The following is a 14,694-nucleotide window of genomic DNA, read 5'->3' on the forward strand; positions in this document are numbered from 1 at the left end:
ACCGCCTCGACGAGACTCGTGCCGAGACAGCTGCAGGAACTGATTCGTACCGATGACTGACGCACACCCGGTCGACCCCTCACAGATCGAGCGCCACTTCGAACAGGTACTCAGTAGCGCGGACGAGGCCAACCTCACGCTCGTCCGGGACGTGCTGGAAGAAACCCCCGACAGGTGGTACGGTCAGCTCGTCGTGAGCGTGTACGGTTCGCTGTCGGGCCAACAGGACCGTGAAGCCGCTCTGCCCGCCGCCGCAGCGATCGAGCTACTCCGCGGCTACGTTCGGCTCCGAAGTCGGTTGTTCGTCACGCTCACCGACGACCACGCGCACTCGCTCACGCTGGACCCGACAGCGGCGCTGCTGGCGGGCGACTACCTCTACACGGCGGGCTTCTCGTCGCTGCGTTCGGCGCCGGACTCAACGCCGGGAGACTGTTTTGGGGTTCTGACATCGTGTCTCGAAACCATCACGGAGGCGTTCGCGTGCACCTACACGCCGCCCGAGCCGACGGAGTACGCGACGGTGCTCGGCGAAACGGCGGGGAGTCTCGGTGCGGGTGCTGCCGGCCTCGGGGCGGCGCTCGCTGGCGGCGACGGACCGACTCGCCAGCACTGCGAGCGACTCGGCCGCGGGCTAAGCACCGCGAAACAGGTCAACCACGTGCTCGATACGGACCCGGGCGACGCGATCGTCGTCCCGGCGACGTTCGACGAAGCGCAGTTCCGAAGGCACGCGAAACAGGGGCGAGACGAGGCCGCCCGCGCCCTCGATACCATGCCAGAGGCCGTCGACGTGACGCGGCTGCGAGCGTTCGCCGAGGCCACCGCGACGAAACAGGACCAGCGGAGGTAGCGACCGATGACGGCACACTTCCGGGGTCTGGCTCCGGTGGCAGAAGACGACCGACGGCTACCCGACGCGGGGGTCAGTCGGCCGCCTGACCGCCGTCGACGGGTAGCGTGTGGCCGGTGATGTAGGAGGCGGCCTCGGAGCAGAGGAAGGCGACCGCTCCCGCCATCTCCTCGGGGTCCGCGTGCCGGTCCATCGGGACGTCGGCCATGGCGGACGTGTCGAACGGGAGCGTGGACGGGTCGCTCCCACCGGCCATCCCGCTCTGGATGTTCGTCTTCGTCGGCCCGGGAGCAATCGCGTTCACGCGGACGCCACGCGTGGCGTACTCGAGGGCGACGGTCTTCGTCAGACCGACGACGCCGTGCTTGCTGGCGGAGTAGTTCGCGAGGCCGCCCATCCCGACGAGTCCGGCCTCCGACGCCGTGTTGACGATGGCGCCGCTCCCCTGTTCCTCCATGACGGGTAGCTCGGCCTTCAGGCACGCCCAGACGCCCTTCAGGTTGATGTCGAGCAGCCGGTCCCACTGGTCCTCCTCGATGTCGGTCACCTCGTCAAAGCCGGTGAGGATGCCCGCGTTGTTGTGCGCGAAGTCCAGGCTCCCGTACGTGTCGACGGCAACGTCGACCATCCGTTCGACCGACTCCAGGTTCGAGACGTCGACCTCGACGAACGTCGCGTCGCCGCCGGCGTCCGCGATGAGGTCGACTGTCTCCTCGCCGCCGTCGGCGTCGACGTCGGCGACGACGACGTTCGCCCCTTCCGCCGCGAGGCGTTGCGCCGACGCTCGGCCAATTCCCGATGCCGCTCCAGTCACGACCGCGGTCTTCCCGTCGAATCCGTTCATATCAACCACGCTTACTTACTAACCGTTCAGTAAGTATAACGTTTCCGCGTGTTCAGGACGACGCGACCTCGGAGTTCCGACGTCCCCGCAGACGGCACGCCGATAGCGGTGGTCTCGTATGGTCGAGAAGTGTCATGGTCAGCAGAGACTGGACTCAGCAACATCGTGTTAACCAACAAAACTTTCGATAATGAGTTATGTTGGTTAACACGAGAGTAGCCGATGTCCGACGAACCCCCCACCCCACCGGCGAACCTCCCGACGGAGCTCGTCACCACGCTCAACGAGTCGAACCCGGAGCAGCTCCGAGACGTTGCGACGTACGCTGAAGCGCTCGCCGAGCACAAGCAACGAGAGGCCCGGCTCGAGGAGTCGGCAGACCAAGACGCGGTCGAAGAGCGGCCAGACGATCTCCCGGACGACGTCCCTGCAAAAGCGACGATCACGATCAAGGAAATCAACGACAATCGCTACTACTACTGGCAGTGGCGGGAGGGAGAGAAAATTCGTTCCGAGTACAAAGGCCCGGTCAACCCCGACGAGTAGTGGGCTCTGCTATCATAGTTGAGGTTAATGCAATCAGATCGGGTAGATATCCTTCGGTGATTCTGAGGCTATTCCTCGAAGTAGTCGAATGCGGCCATACGCTTGGAACACCAAGCGGTACCTCACCACCTTCACCGATCCGAAATTGTAGCACCCCGACTACCATATAACAAAGTTGGATGCGGCGGACCGTGGATATATACCTACGAAGTTAATTGGTCACACACAGCATGTACTCTTGCGATGGTGTCTCCATGGAGGTGTTGGAAAACAGTCTCTGGCGACCAAATCTGACAGTCATTCCGACGCTACAAGCCGGTACCGGGGGGAAAAGATGACGCTCCTCGACGTGACCGACTTGGTAGTTCGATACGACACCGAAGACGGACCGCGCCACAGTGTGAACGGCGTCTCGTTCACTATCGAGGACGGCGTCAACTACGCACTGTCGGGCGAATCAGCCTCCGGAAAATCAACAACGGCGAAGGCAATCCTGGGACTGTTACCTGACTGCGCAGTGATCGAATCCGGGGAGATCGAATTCGAGGGCCGAGACCTGCGGTCGATGACCGGGGCGGAGCGCCGCGACTTCCTCTGGGAGGAGATCGCGTTCATCCCCCAGACGGCCATCGACGCACTTGACCCCGTGATGACGGTCGGCGCCCAGATCCGGCAAGCCATCCAGACCCACCGCGACGTCTCCGAACAGCACGCGCACCGCCGCTCCCGTGAGCTATTCGAAACCGTCGGACTGGATCCCGAACGAATCGACGAGTACCCACACCGCTTCTCCGGCGGGATGCGCCAGCGCGTCGTTATCGCGATGGCGCTCGCACTCGACCCGAAATTAATCATCGCCGACGAGCCGACGACCGGCCTCGACGTCGTTGTTCAGGATCAGATCATCGACAACATCCTCCAGATTCAGGAGGAAACGGACAGCTCGCTTCTCCTGATTACCCATGACCTGAGCGTCATCGCTGAGGCCTGCGACGAGATGTCCGTGCTCTACGGTGGGCAAGTCATGGAACAAGGCCACGTAGATAACGTCTTGCTCAACCCGTCGAATCCGTACACGATGGGGCTCAAGCAGGCCTATCCCGCACAGGACGCCGATAGCAACGAGCTCATCTCGATGTCCGGCGAACCGCCGATGCTGGACGAAGCCCCCACTGGGTGTGCGTTCAACTCACGATGTCCCTTCGCAGACGAAGAGTGTGAAACTACGCAGCCACAACTGGAGAAACTTCCCTACCGGAACCAGCGAGTAGCCTGCCACCACGCTGAGCGCGCGACCCGGATGAGAAAACAGGCGGACGACCCATCGACGTGGGGCAGTCCCGAGCACGAAACAGGGGCTAGCAACCGCGAGGTCCTCCTCGAAGTCGAGGGATTGAGCAAATGGTACGAGAGCAACAGTTCCCTCCTCGGCAGACTCCCCCTGGAAGGGGGATCGCCCTCAATCACGAGGGTTGCGAGTACACTTCGTGACGCGTACGAACGTCAGGGGAACGTCCTGCGTGACGTCTTCGACAGCACGGAGACACGCGTTCGTGCCGTCGATGACGTGTCATTTTCGGTCGCGCGCGGCGAAATCCTCGGTATCGTCGGTGAATCCGGCTGCGGGAAGTCGACGCTCGCAGAGACTCTGGCACTTCTTGAAGAACCCAGCGCGGGCACATTCACGTTCGACGGACACTCTCACGACCACTATCAGGACGGGAACCTCCAGTCGTTCCGCGAGCGAGTGCAGGTCATCTTCCAGAATCCGTACGACTCCCTGAACCCCCGCATGACGGTCAAACAGCTCGTCAAGGAACCACTGACAATCCACGGGTACCGCCTCGACGAGCGGGAACAGGCCGTCAAGGAAACGCTTGAACGCGTCGGCCTAGCGCCAGCCGACCACTATCTTGACGCATACCCGGACGAACTCTCCGGCGGACAGCGCCAGCGAGTGGCGCTTGCACGAGCGCTGGTTATTGACCCCGACCTGTTGATCTGTGACGAACCCGCCTCGATGCTGGACGTCTCGCTGAAAGCAGATGTGCTGAACCTCCTCCGTGAGCTGGTCAACACGGAAGAGATCGGCGTCCTGTACATCTCCCACGACCTGCCCAGCCTCTCCTATATCGCCGATCGCTTGGCAATCATGTACCTCGGTCAGTTCGTGGAGCGAGGGGACACGGAACGAATCTTCACAAGCCCAAAACACCCGTACACGGAGGCGTTGCTGGAAGCAATTCCAGAGATGGACCCGCGCGGGACCCGCGATCGCGTCACGCTCGAGGGGAAGCCAGCGAGCCCCGCGACGAGAACGACTGGCTGTCGGTTTGCCTCACGCTGTCCGAAGTCCACTGACCGATGTTACAGCGAGGAGCCTACACTCGACACGTGGGTCGGAGAGAACCACGAAGCGGCGTGTTTCCACCCGAATGAGGAACCACTCGACGAAAACCACGCACAGATCGACAATCCAATCGAAAACGACTGACGGGAGAGTTCACCGTTACAGCGTCGGTCGTTAGCGGGTGGCGCGAACCAGCAGTTTGAGGTTCGCGAACGACTCGATCCCATCGTCTGTGTCCGTGATTTCAAACGCCTCAGTAGCTTCGGGGGGGCGATCAGCGAAGGCTGCCTCGAGGCGTTCGCGGCGCTCGGCAGACAGGTCGACATTCGCGACCCATTCGTCGTAATCGAGCGTTTTCGTGACAACGCGTGAGGCCTCGACAGTCAGGCCCGCAGCCTCGAACCAACGGAGCCAGTCGCCAACGCGATGCGAACGGACGTGCGTCGGATCACGGATTCGCTCGACGCGGTTGAGAAAGTCGTCGAGTTCCTCGTCGTCGGGTGCGACGTTGTCCTCGAAGGCAAGCGTTCCACCAGGTTTGAGGACTCGAGCGACCTCTGCCACGAAGTCCGTCGGTTCGGGGAAATGGTGGGCAGCAATACGGCACGTCACCGCGTCGAACGAATTTGTGGTGAACGGCAACCGTTCGGCATCACAAATAACGCCGGTGACGCTGGGGAACGCTTGCGTCGCCGTGGCGACCATCGTCGGTGCAGCATCAGCCGCAACAACCTGACTAATCCCGCCTGCAGCAAGTGCGCCGGCGGTGTGGCCCGCGCCTGTGGCGATGTCTAGTGCGCGATCAGCGGCGCCGACCCACTCAACCAGCTGGTCGAGGTCGTCTCCGGCTCGGTGGACACGACTATCCAGATAGGCCGTGGCCTGTTCGTCGAACAGCGCGGCTGTCGACCGCTTCTGTTCGGTTCCGTCGTCCATACGTTCGCATTCAACCAAGCTGTCAAAGCCATTCGGGTAGCGATGGGGGTTTTTTCTTGCTACCTATGTGACTTCCACCCATGGTCCAGCGTTCGCTGCTATACTGTCCGGGCGACGAACCGGAGATGATGCGGAAGGCAGTTAATTCAGGGGCTGACGCGGTGATATTCGATCTCGAAGACGCTGTGGCGCCGGCAGCACGCGAGGAGGCTCGTCAGGCCGTCCGCGAGACGATCAACACACTGGATGATACAACGTCCTCGATTAGCGTCCGGATCAATTCCGTGAACCGCGATGGATTACGGGATGTCAATGCCGTACTTCGGGATGGCGAGTCACTCCCTGATAGCGTCGTTCTGCCGAAAGTCGATAGCGCTGAGACGGTCGCAACGCTAACGAGCCACCTCGCAGACTTGGGCGCAGCATCGGTCGATGTCATCCCACTGATCGAGACGGCCGCGGGACTGGTGGCTGCAGAAGAAATCGCGGCTGCACCAAGCGTCGTCGCCATTGCCTACGGCGACCAGGACTACACGGCCGATATTGGGGCGACCGTCACTGATGCGAAAACGGAGTCACTGTACGCTCGCCAGCGTGTTGTCGCTGCTGCAGGTGCGGCCAATGTCGACGCCCTGGATACCGTCTATACAGATATTGACGACACTGATGGGCTCCGCGAGCAGACCGAGACGGTCATCGAGTTCGGGTTCGATGGGAAGCTGGCGATTCACCCCGATCAAGTCGACGTCATCAACGACGCGTTCACGCCCGCCCCCGACGAGGTCGAGTGGGCTGAGAAAGTGATTGCAGGCAAAGAGCGGGCCGACGAAGCCGACAGCGGTGTGTTCACCGTCGAGGGACAGATGATCGACCCGCCACTGGTTGACCGCGCACGGACCATCCTCGATCGGGCCGACGCTGCAGGGGTTCGCTGACTCGCATTCCACTCGTCGTCGCTCCTCTCGCAGGGTGCTGAATCTGACGGCCCTCCGCTATCCCAGGTTTTCGCCGAATTGCTTGGCTCGACCGTGCGCAACGACAGGACATCACCCCGGATATAAAGCATGAATGTGATTGTCCCGGTTCGGGAGTATGATATTGCCCTCAAGAGGGGAACCCGATGGTATGTTGAGCGACGAAACGGATGATGCGGGGAGTCCGTCTACTGGGTCGGTGTCGGTTCCTGAGCTGGATCCGCTGTTTGACCCTGAGTCGGTTGCGGTCGTCGGCGCAAGCCCTGACTCATTCTACTCCGGGAATCTCGTGGAGAACCTGCTTGAGTACGGGTTCAACGGGACGCTCTATCCGGTCAACCCCGGACGAGACGAAGTCTGGGACCGGCAATGTTACGACCACATCTCGGGCGTCCCCGAGACAGTCGATCTGGCCGTTGTCAGCGTCCCACGAGAACACGTCGTAGATGTCGTTGAATCCGCGGGGGAGCGGGGGGTTCCCGTCGCATTGGTTCTTACCGCGGGGTTCGCTGAAGCTGACGACACGGGCGCCGATCTCGAAGCAGAGCTGGCTGCCACGGCGACCGAAACCGGGATTCAGGTCGTCGGGCCGAACTGTATCGGCGTCATGGCCAGTGAGGGCGCAACGCTAACATCGACCTGTTCGCGGGAACCACAACCTGGCGGGATTGGTCTCGTGAGCCAATCCGGCGCCCTAGCATTTACGACGTTCTTCGAGCGCGCAGCCGACAATGACGTCCACTTCAGCCATATCGTCTCCACCGGCAACGAGGTTGACCTCACGGCAGCCGACTACGTCGCCTATCTCGCTGAGCAAGACGATGTCGACGTCGTCTGCACGTACATCGAAGGAATCGAGGATCCCGAACGATTCTTGCGGGTCGCCGAACACGCCGTTCGGAACGGGACGCCGGTCCTTACGGTGAAAATCGGCGCCTCCGAACTAGCGGAGGCAGCGACGCTAAGTCACACCGGGTCGCTCACCGGCGATGACGACGCCTGGACAGCTGCACTCAATCAGACGGGTGTCGAACGTGTCCCCGATATCCCCGACCTGCTGGCGCGCGCGAGCGCCCACACGGCGTACGACGACCCCGACGGGGACCGGGTCTGTATCGCCTCAACCAGTGGTGGGCTCGCAAGCCTGTTGGCCGATATGGCCGCCGAGCGAGACCTCGCCCTTCCGGATATCGATGGCGAAACTGAACAGCAGCTCCTGAACATCGAGGAACTGCTGACCTACGGCGGGTTCAACAACCCCGCTGATATTCGCGGCTACGGCGCTCACGTTCTCCCTGAGATTGCCGATGCCGTGCTTGACGACGACGCGTTCGACGCCTACGTCTTCGCCATCGGACTGCCCGGCGTCGACGAGCGTGCGGAGACCATCGCCGAAGACCTAGCAACGATCGCCTCTGAGGCTGACGACCCCGTCTACGTGCTCTGGACCGGACGCAAGGAACCCGATAAGCCGACGGAAACACCGCCGTACGCACGGCTCCGCGAATCGATACCCGTTTATGAAGACCCCAGCCGCTGTCTGGACGCGCTCGCGTCGACGGCTGACTTTGTCACCGCACGGACCCACTTGACAGACCAGCCGTCACGAACCGAGCTAGTCGTCGACGCGCGCGAGACTGCCGCGAGCGTCGACGTGCCGCGCGGCCGAGTGCTCACATGGCAGGAGTCCAAACGCTTGCTGGACGCCTACGACATTCCGGTCGTCGAAACCCATCTCGCGACCGATGTCGATGAGGCGGTCGCAGCAGCTGAGGACGTCGGATTCCCGGTCGTCCTCAAAATTGACTCACCGGCACTCCCCCACCGCACTGACGCCGGCGCCGTCCGACTCGACGTGGACTCAGCTGAAGCCGTCCGTGCTGCCTACGAAGACGTGATGGATGCTGCACTGGCCGCCGTCGACGAGGACGACATCGAGGGTGTGCTTGTCCAGCCGATGGTCGAAGACGGCGTTGAGGCGATTGCGGGTATCGCGCCCGACGAGGTCTTTGGGTCGCTCGTCTCGGTCGGTCCCGGTGGCGTTCTCGTGGAAGCGCTCGATGAGAGTGCCACACTCGTGCCCCCGTTCTCGCGGGCTGCTGCCAGAGCAGCTGTCGAGGAGACCGCGCTGGCGTCGCTCCTTCGGGACCGCCGTGAGGGAGACGCGCTCTCCGTCGATGCTATCGTCGACTTCCTCACTCAGGTCGGCGAGTTGGCGGCTGGGGTCGACGCTGTCGCGGAGCTGGACCTCAACCCGGTCGTCGTCACCGAGCATGGGCCCGTGGCTGTGGACGCGCTCGTCCGGACTCGTGAGTAGACCATCAATGCAAGTCGCACCCGACTATCGGCGCAGGTCGGACGCGAACGGCGGACAGTGCTGCGTCTTGACTCCCGGTCGGCGGGACCATACACTCGTGCTATGACAGCCGATGATATCACGGCGGGACGGCTCGGTTCGCTGTCCCGCTTCCGTCGCTACGACGCACTGGCGCTAACCGCGCTCGTGTGGTTCCTCGGCAAGTTCCTGCGGTACGCATTCCCGCCGCTGTTCGGGCAGTTCGAGATGATATACGACGTCACACGGACTGATCTTGGACTGGCGTTCACGGGACTCATGCTCGTGTACGCCGCGATGCAGTTCCCATCGGGGTATATCGCTGACCGGTCGGGGTCAGTCGGCGTCATTACTGTTGGTGGCGTCGTCACTGGAATCGGGGCGCTCGCACTGGTGGTGGATGCGCCGTTCGCGGCGCTGGCGGGCGCGATGTTGCTTGTCGGGGCCGGCACAGGGACGTACAAGACCGTCGCAATCGAGTTGCTGTCGCGGATTTACCCCACGGAAACCGGGCGGTCGCTGGGTGTCTTCGATACGGTCGGTAGTCTTGCCGGCGTCGCGGCACCTGCCGCGGTCGTGGCCGCGACCTCCTTGCCGGGGGTGTTCGGAGCGCCGTGGCGGACGCTGTTTCTGGTGGGGGGTCTCGCAGCGCTGGCGGTCGCGCTCGCGTTCCTCGTCCGCGTGCCCCGTCACCTAGATCGAGAGCCCGCCGCCACTGAGAGCGACGGGTCGCCCCAGCTTCGAGAGTACGTCGACTTGTTCCGCCGGCCGAAGTTTTCGGCGTTCGTCGTCGTCACAATCCTGTTCTCGTTCGTGTACAACGGGCTCGTGGCGTTTCTGCCGCTGTATCTCATGGGCGCGGGGGATCTGCCGTCGGTCACCGCGAATCTGTTGTTCAGCGGTCTGTTCGCGGTCAGTCTCGTCCAGTTGGTCACTGGGGAGGCGAGCGACCGCGTTGGCGTGTTACCCCTCGTGGTAGGGACACTCACCGCGGCGACCGCAGGGCTCATCGCTCTCGTCGTGCTGTCGGGGACCGCCGGGGCAATCGGGCTTGGGGCGTCGGTGGTTGTGCTCGGTGTCGGCGCGCACGGATATCGACCCGTCCGCGGCGCGTACCTGGTTACTGTGCTTCCGGAGAGTATCGCGAAGGGGTCGCTTGGAGTGGTCCGGACGCTGTTAGTTGCCGCAGGCGCTGTCGGCCCCGCAGCGGTAGGATACCTCTCCGATGTGCGTGGATTTCGGATGGCGTTCGGTGTCTTGGCGGTGATACTCTGCATCGCGACTGTGATTACGGTGATTCTGTGGGTGGTCGACTGATGGCGGAGAATTCGACTCGCCCCCTGGGTACGCCGTGCTCGGAGCCCTACGAGAACTGTACCCGTAACCGGTGGCTGGACCGTTTCGCTGCGTTGCGTCTCGGTCGAAGGGCGACGCGGTCGAAGCCCGGTGATATCGGACTCGCACAATCGGGACATGGTCTAATGTCGTTGATAGAGGACTGTGTCCACTGTCAGCAGGTGATGTCAGTATTCAGCGGGTGCTACACCTCGGGAGAATCGCGCCGTACGACCGATCAACAGCGACCATCTGACCATAATGACTGAAGACAAAACGACAACGACGTACGACATCGAACTGATTCCCGGCGACGGCATCGGCCCGGAAGTCGTCGATGTGGCTCTCCCGCTGTTCCGGGACGTGGCCGACGACTACGGGTTCGAATTCGAGCTCACCCGCCGTGACTGGGGAACCGAGTACTACCTCGAGCACGGGGCGATGATGCCGGAGGACGGACTCGCCGAACTAGCCGACGCCGATTCAATTTTCCTGGGAGCTGTTGGCCACCCTGAGGTTCCAGACCACGTGACACTCCACGGGCTCTTGCTCCCAATTCGGAAAGGGTTCGATCAGTACGTCTGCAAGCGACCGAACATCCTTTTCGAGGGTATCGAGAGTCCACTCAAGGGATACGGCGCCGGCGACATCGACTTCGTGGTCTATCGCGAGAACACGGAAGGTGAATACGCCGATATCGGCGGCCGTGAACACCGTGGGCTCGAACACGAGACGGCCATTCAGTCGGCGCTGTTCACCCGGCAGGGAACAGAACGCATCGTTCGCGCAGCGTTCCAGGCCGCGGCCGAACGCGAAGGACATCTCACGAGCATCACCAAATCCAACGCACAGGCCCACAGTATGGTGTTCTGGGACGACATCGTCGAGGAGGTGAGCGAAGAGTACCCCGACGTAACCGTCGAGCGATTGCTGGTCGATGCGGCCTCGATGGACTTAATTCGGCGTCCTCACGAATTCGACGTCCTCGTCGCTTCGAACCTCTTCGGAGACATCCTGACCGACATCGGCGCCCAGATTACCGGGAGTATGGGCCTCGCACCGTCCGGAAATATCCATCCCGGTGACGAGTATCCGTCAATGTTCGAGCCCGTCCACGGGAGCGCGCCCGACATCGTCGGTGAGGGCGTCGCGAATCCGTTAGCGTCCGTCCTTTCGTGGTCGATGCTGCTCAAGGATGTCGGAGAAATAGCCGCCGCCGATGCGCTGTGGAGTGCTGTCACCGAGCAGCTCGCCGATCGGTCTGCTCCACGGACCCCGGACCTCGGCGGGGATGCAGGAACTGAAGCAGTCATCGAAGACCTTCGATCGCGGCTTTAATCTGGCCGCGGAAGCCCGTTGAGGGGGAAGTGCAGGCGTCAACTGCTGCACGTTATCGGGATTCGGTGGGTGGGATCCGCACGACGAGAGGGGTTCTGTTGTATTTGTAATAATAATAGAATAGATTTATTGTACGTCGTGAGAACGACAGCGATAGCGGCGAGCCGAGGTGATTCAGTATTCTTCGCATCGAATTTGAGACGAAACGGTCCGGGATTGCTGACCTGCTCGCGACACAGCTCCCGGAGATTCGGCGCATCGAGTTTGAAAACGCCTTCTACGCCGCCGAAGGTGACTGGATCGAATCGCTACTAGTTATTTCAGATGGCACGTTCGATCCGGAGACCGCGCTGGCATCCCTCTCACGGGTCGAGTTATTCTACTCCGAGCGAGTGTCCGACGACCAGAGCGACCAGCAGGCGTACCGGCTTACGGTGGTCGCTCACGAACCGTACCCATTCCTCCTGGGTCTAATCCTGCGAGAGAAGGCGATTCCGAACCGCTTGGTCCTCACGCCAGACGGCTTCAATGGGGTCGCCACGGTTGCTGAGTGGGACGATTTCCAGCGACTCGCGGACAAACTGCAAGAACAGTTCGGGGAGTTCGAGCTCCTGAGCGTGAATCAGGTTGAGACGACGGGGGCACCGCTGGGAAGTGGGCAGCTCGGCCGCGTGGTCAGAAACGAACTCTCCCGAGACCAGCTGAACGTCCTCCAGACCGCCCACGAGTTAGGATACTTCGAAACGCCACGTCGGGCCTCGGCAGACGATATCGCGACTGAGCTTGACATCGCTCAGTCGACGCTCAGCGAACGTCTGCGACTCGCAGAAAACCAGTTGTTCGACCTGATATTCTCTGGCGACCAAGACACGAACGAGACTGGTTGATTTCGCGGGTGTGGGGGAGGTCGTCTTCCAGGACGGTCCACGGAGAGTCCATGTACGCGCCGCGTTGTTACGGTACTGCTGCTGGTAGCTGCCATCGCCGAGGCGTGTGGCCGCCGATTCAGTTGGTCTGGCGGTGGCTTCGATGGTATCGAGTGGGGCCTTCGCGTCGATTAACCCGCTGTTAGCGGTGGCTGTGTGGGCTCTTGAGCCTCGACTCGTGCGCGTGGGCAGCTGACCTCTGTTCGGGGTGGTATCCGGGTGTGGTTGTGCCATGACACACTTTCCCATATAAAGAATGATGATGATTGTCGGGTTTCGGGGGCAGGTTCAGGCAGGTATGGGGGAAAGAAGGGAGTGGAATGTCGCGAGAAAAACCGGTCGAAGTCACGAAAGGTGAGGTGTCGCGTCGACGGTTCCTCAGCATCGCGAGCGCAGCAGGAATCTCGGCGTTAGCCGGCTGTGGTGGCAACGGCAACCAGAGCAACAACGGTGGAAACCAGTCCAGTGGCGACGGTCGCTCCATCGAATCCCGGTTCTGGGAGGAGTGGCCCGTCGAGACGAAAGGCGAGTCAGTCAACGACGAGGCCGTCCAGTTCGAATACACGGCAGTCGAGGGGCAGTCGGTCCCGTCGGTCACAACCCATTTCGCGCAGTCGGAGACGCCGTGGATGCGTGAGTTCGCCTTGACGGTCCAAGACTCGTTCAACTCCGTCGGGGTGCCGGTCGACCTAGTCAACGTCCAGCCCAGCACCCGGTACGGTGAGTACTGGCGGGCTGACATCGGTCATCCGGTGCCGGTCGTGATGAACCTTCACGGGCCCGACCCGCAGCGTGGGCTCGACCCGAACCCGTTCCTGATGCGTGCTCACCCGGAGACCGGGGGGAACTACTACAACTACAAGAACGACGAGATCACCGAGCTGCTCGACGAGCAGGCGCAGACAATCGGCGACCAAGAGGCACGGGCGGAGATCTGCCAAGAGATCCAGCGCAAGCTCAGCGAGGATGCCTATCTCATCGCCGCAAACTTCCCGGACGTCATCAATGTCGCTAACACGGCAGACTGGGAAGGATACGTTCCCACGCCCGGGAACGGGACGACCCGGGACTCATTCATCTGGACGCAAGTGAACCTCCAGCCGCAGGGCGACTCGACGACGTGGGTCAAAGGCGTGACTGCCGGCATGCAGGGGACGAATCTCCCCTGGTCGACGGGTGGACTGGAAGAAAAGCGCCTCCTGAACGTCTACGACGGACTGTACGACGCCTCGCCGCAGCTGGATATCGTCCCTGGGCTGGCGACCGGCCACGAGGTCGTCGACGACACCACCGTCGAAATGGACCTCCGGGAGGGAGTTACGTGGCACGACGGGGAGCCGTTCACCCCGGAAGACGTCAAGTTCAGCGTCGAACAGTACAAACAGCACACTGCGCCCCAGCAGGGCCCGTTCTACCGGACTGTCGAGAGCGTCGAAGTGGTCTCGACCAGCGGCGGCGGCCGCGTGCGGTTCAATCTCACGGAATCCGACGCCTCGTTCGTCACCCAGCGCGCTGTCCGCAGTGCCATCATTCCCAAGCACCGCTGGGAGGACGTCGACAACCCCGCCGAGTACAACCCCGACACTCCCATCGGTACCGGGCCGTTCCAGTTCGAGAACTGGTCGCAGGGTCAGGAGCTGCGCCTCTCGAAATACGAGGACCACTGGCTGTGGAACGACGATACCCGCCGGGAACTCATCGGCGAGGAGTACTTCGTTCCCGGCGACGGCATCGACGAGATGGTCGTGGTCAACGTCGGGAACGTCTCGACGCTTATCGGGTCGATGCAGTCCGGCGACATCGACGCCATCGGGATGACAGTCTCCAACCAACAGGCCGACCGTGCCTCACAGGCCGACGGCGTCGAGAAACAGACCTCGCGCAACTACGTGCCCACGGACGTCCACCTCAATCACATCGTCCCGCTGTTCCGGGACAAGACGTTCCGGGTTGCGTTGAGCCACGCCTTCGACAAGCAGAGCTTCGTCGACAACGTGCTCTCCGGGCAGGGACAGGCGATCGAAGGGCAGAACCTGCTGACGCCGCTGATGACGCCCTTCTACGGTGAGACCGAGCCGTACGAATACAACCCCGAGCAGGCCCGGACGATGCTCGAGCAGGCGGGCTACACGTTCGACAGCAACGACATGCTCGTTTGGCCGGAAGGTGACGCCTGGGAGGCCTTCGACGAGCGTGTCGAGAACGGCCACGCAACGCGCTCCGAGCTCGACCAGCCGGACTTCTCGTAAGAACTACC

At 62.1% G+C, this 14,694-nt stretch carries 11 protein-coding genes; 9 read left to right on the forward strand and 2 right to left on the reverse strand.

Annotated features, from left to right (window positions below):
* The first annotated feature begins 52 nt into the window (after positions 1-52).
* Positions 53-853, forward strand: coding sequence for a polyprenyl synthetase (locus tag ABSL23_RS00940; protein WP_353633318.1), 801 nt, complete (start codon positions 53-55; stop codon positions 851-853).
* Positions 854-926: 73 nt separating this feature from the next.
* Here the strand turns inward: ABSL23_RS00940 and ABSL23_RS00945 are convergent, their stop codons facing one another.
* Positions 927-1,697, reverse strand: coding sequence for a glucose 1-dehydrogenase (locus ABSL23_RS00945; protein WP_353633319.1), 771 nt, complete (start codon positions 1,695-1,697; stop codon positions 927-929).
* A 222-nt stretch (positions 1,698-1,919) separates the two neighbouring features.
* Between ABSL23_RS00945 and ABSL23_RS00950 the strand changes: the two genes are divergently transcribed.
* Together ABSL23_RS00950 and ABSL23_RS00955 are read left to right on the forward strand one after the other, a co-directional pair.
* Complete coding sequence (locus ABSL23_RS00950; protein WP_353633320.1) at positions 1,920-2,243, forward strand: hypothetical protein; 324 nt, start codon at positions 1,920-1,922, stop codon at positions 2,241-2,243.
* Between the two features lie 334 nt (positions 2,244-2,577).
* Positions 2,578-4,737: an ABC transporter ATP-binding protein gene (locus ABSL23_RS00955; RefSeq protein ID WP_353633321.1), complete on the forward strand. Its 2,160-nt coding sequence runs from the start codon at positions 2,578-2,580 to the stop codon at positions 4,735-4,737.
* 30 nt (positions 4,738-4,767) lie between these two features.
* On the opposite strand, the gene ABSL23_RS00960 is transcribed toward ABSL23_RS00955, so the two are convergent.
* Positions 4,768-5,529, reverse strand: a complete 762-nt coding sequence (locus ABSL23_RS00960) for a class I SAM-dependent methyltransferase (RefSeq protein ID WP_353633322.1) — start codon at positions 5,527-5,529, stop codon at positions 4,768-4,770.
* A gap of 80 nt (positions 5,530-5,609) precedes the next feature.
* Between ABSL23_RS00960 and ABSL23_RS00965 the strand changes: the two genes are divergently transcribed.
* The 6 genes from ABSL23_RS00965 (at position 5,610) to ABSL23_RS00990 (ending at position 14,686) form a co-directional block, all read left to right on the forward strand.
* Positions 5,610-6,464 (forward strand): CoA ester lyase, encoded by an 855-nt coding sequence (locus ABSL23_RS00965; protein WP_353633323.1) that lies wholly within the window; start codon positions 5,610-5,612, stop codon positions 6,462-6,464.
* A gap of 190 nt (positions 6,465-6,654) precedes the next feature.
* Positions 6,655-8,820, forward strand: a complete 2,166-nt coding sequence (locus ABSL23_RS00970; RefSeq protein WP_353633324.1) for an acetate--CoA ligase family protein — start codon at positions 6,655-6,657, stop codon at positions 8,818-8,820.
* 102 nt (positions 8,821-8,922) lie between these two features.
* On the forward strand, positions 8,923-10,155 hold the full coding sequence (locus ABSL23_RS00975; protein WP_353633325.1) for an MFS transporter: 1,233 nt from the start codon (positions 8,923-8,925) through the stop codon (positions 10,153-10,155).
* A 279-nt stretch (positions 10,156-10,434) separates the two neighbouring features.
* Positions 10,435-11,511 (forward strand): isocitrate/isopropylmalate family dehydrogenase, encoded by a 1,077-nt coding sequence (locus ABSL23_RS00980; RefSeq protein ID WP_353633326.1) that lies wholly within the window; start codon positions 10,435-10,437, stop codon positions 11,509-11,511.
* 224 nt (positions 11,512-11,735) lie between these two features.
* Positions 11,736-12,398, forward strand: coding sequence for a helix-turn-helix domain-containing protein (locus tag ABSL23_RS00985; RefSeq protein WP_353633379.1), 663 nt, complete (start codon positions 11,736-11,738; stop codon positions 12,396-12,398).
* A gap of 359 nt (positions 12,399-12,757) precedes the next feature.
* Complete coding sequence (locus ABSL23_RS00990; RefSeq protein ID WP_353633327.1) at positions 12,758-14,686, forward strand: ABC transporter substrate-binding protein; 1,929 nt, start codon at positions 12,758-12,760, stop codon at positions 14,684-14,686.
* The last annotated feature ends 8 nt before the right edge of the window (positions 14,687-14,694 follow it).

This window comes from Halobacterium sp. NMX12-1, from assembly GCF_040435975.1.
Taxonomy (GTDB): Archaea; Halobacteriota; Halobacteria; order Halobacteriales; family Halobacteriaceae; genus Halobacterium; species Halobacterium hubeiense.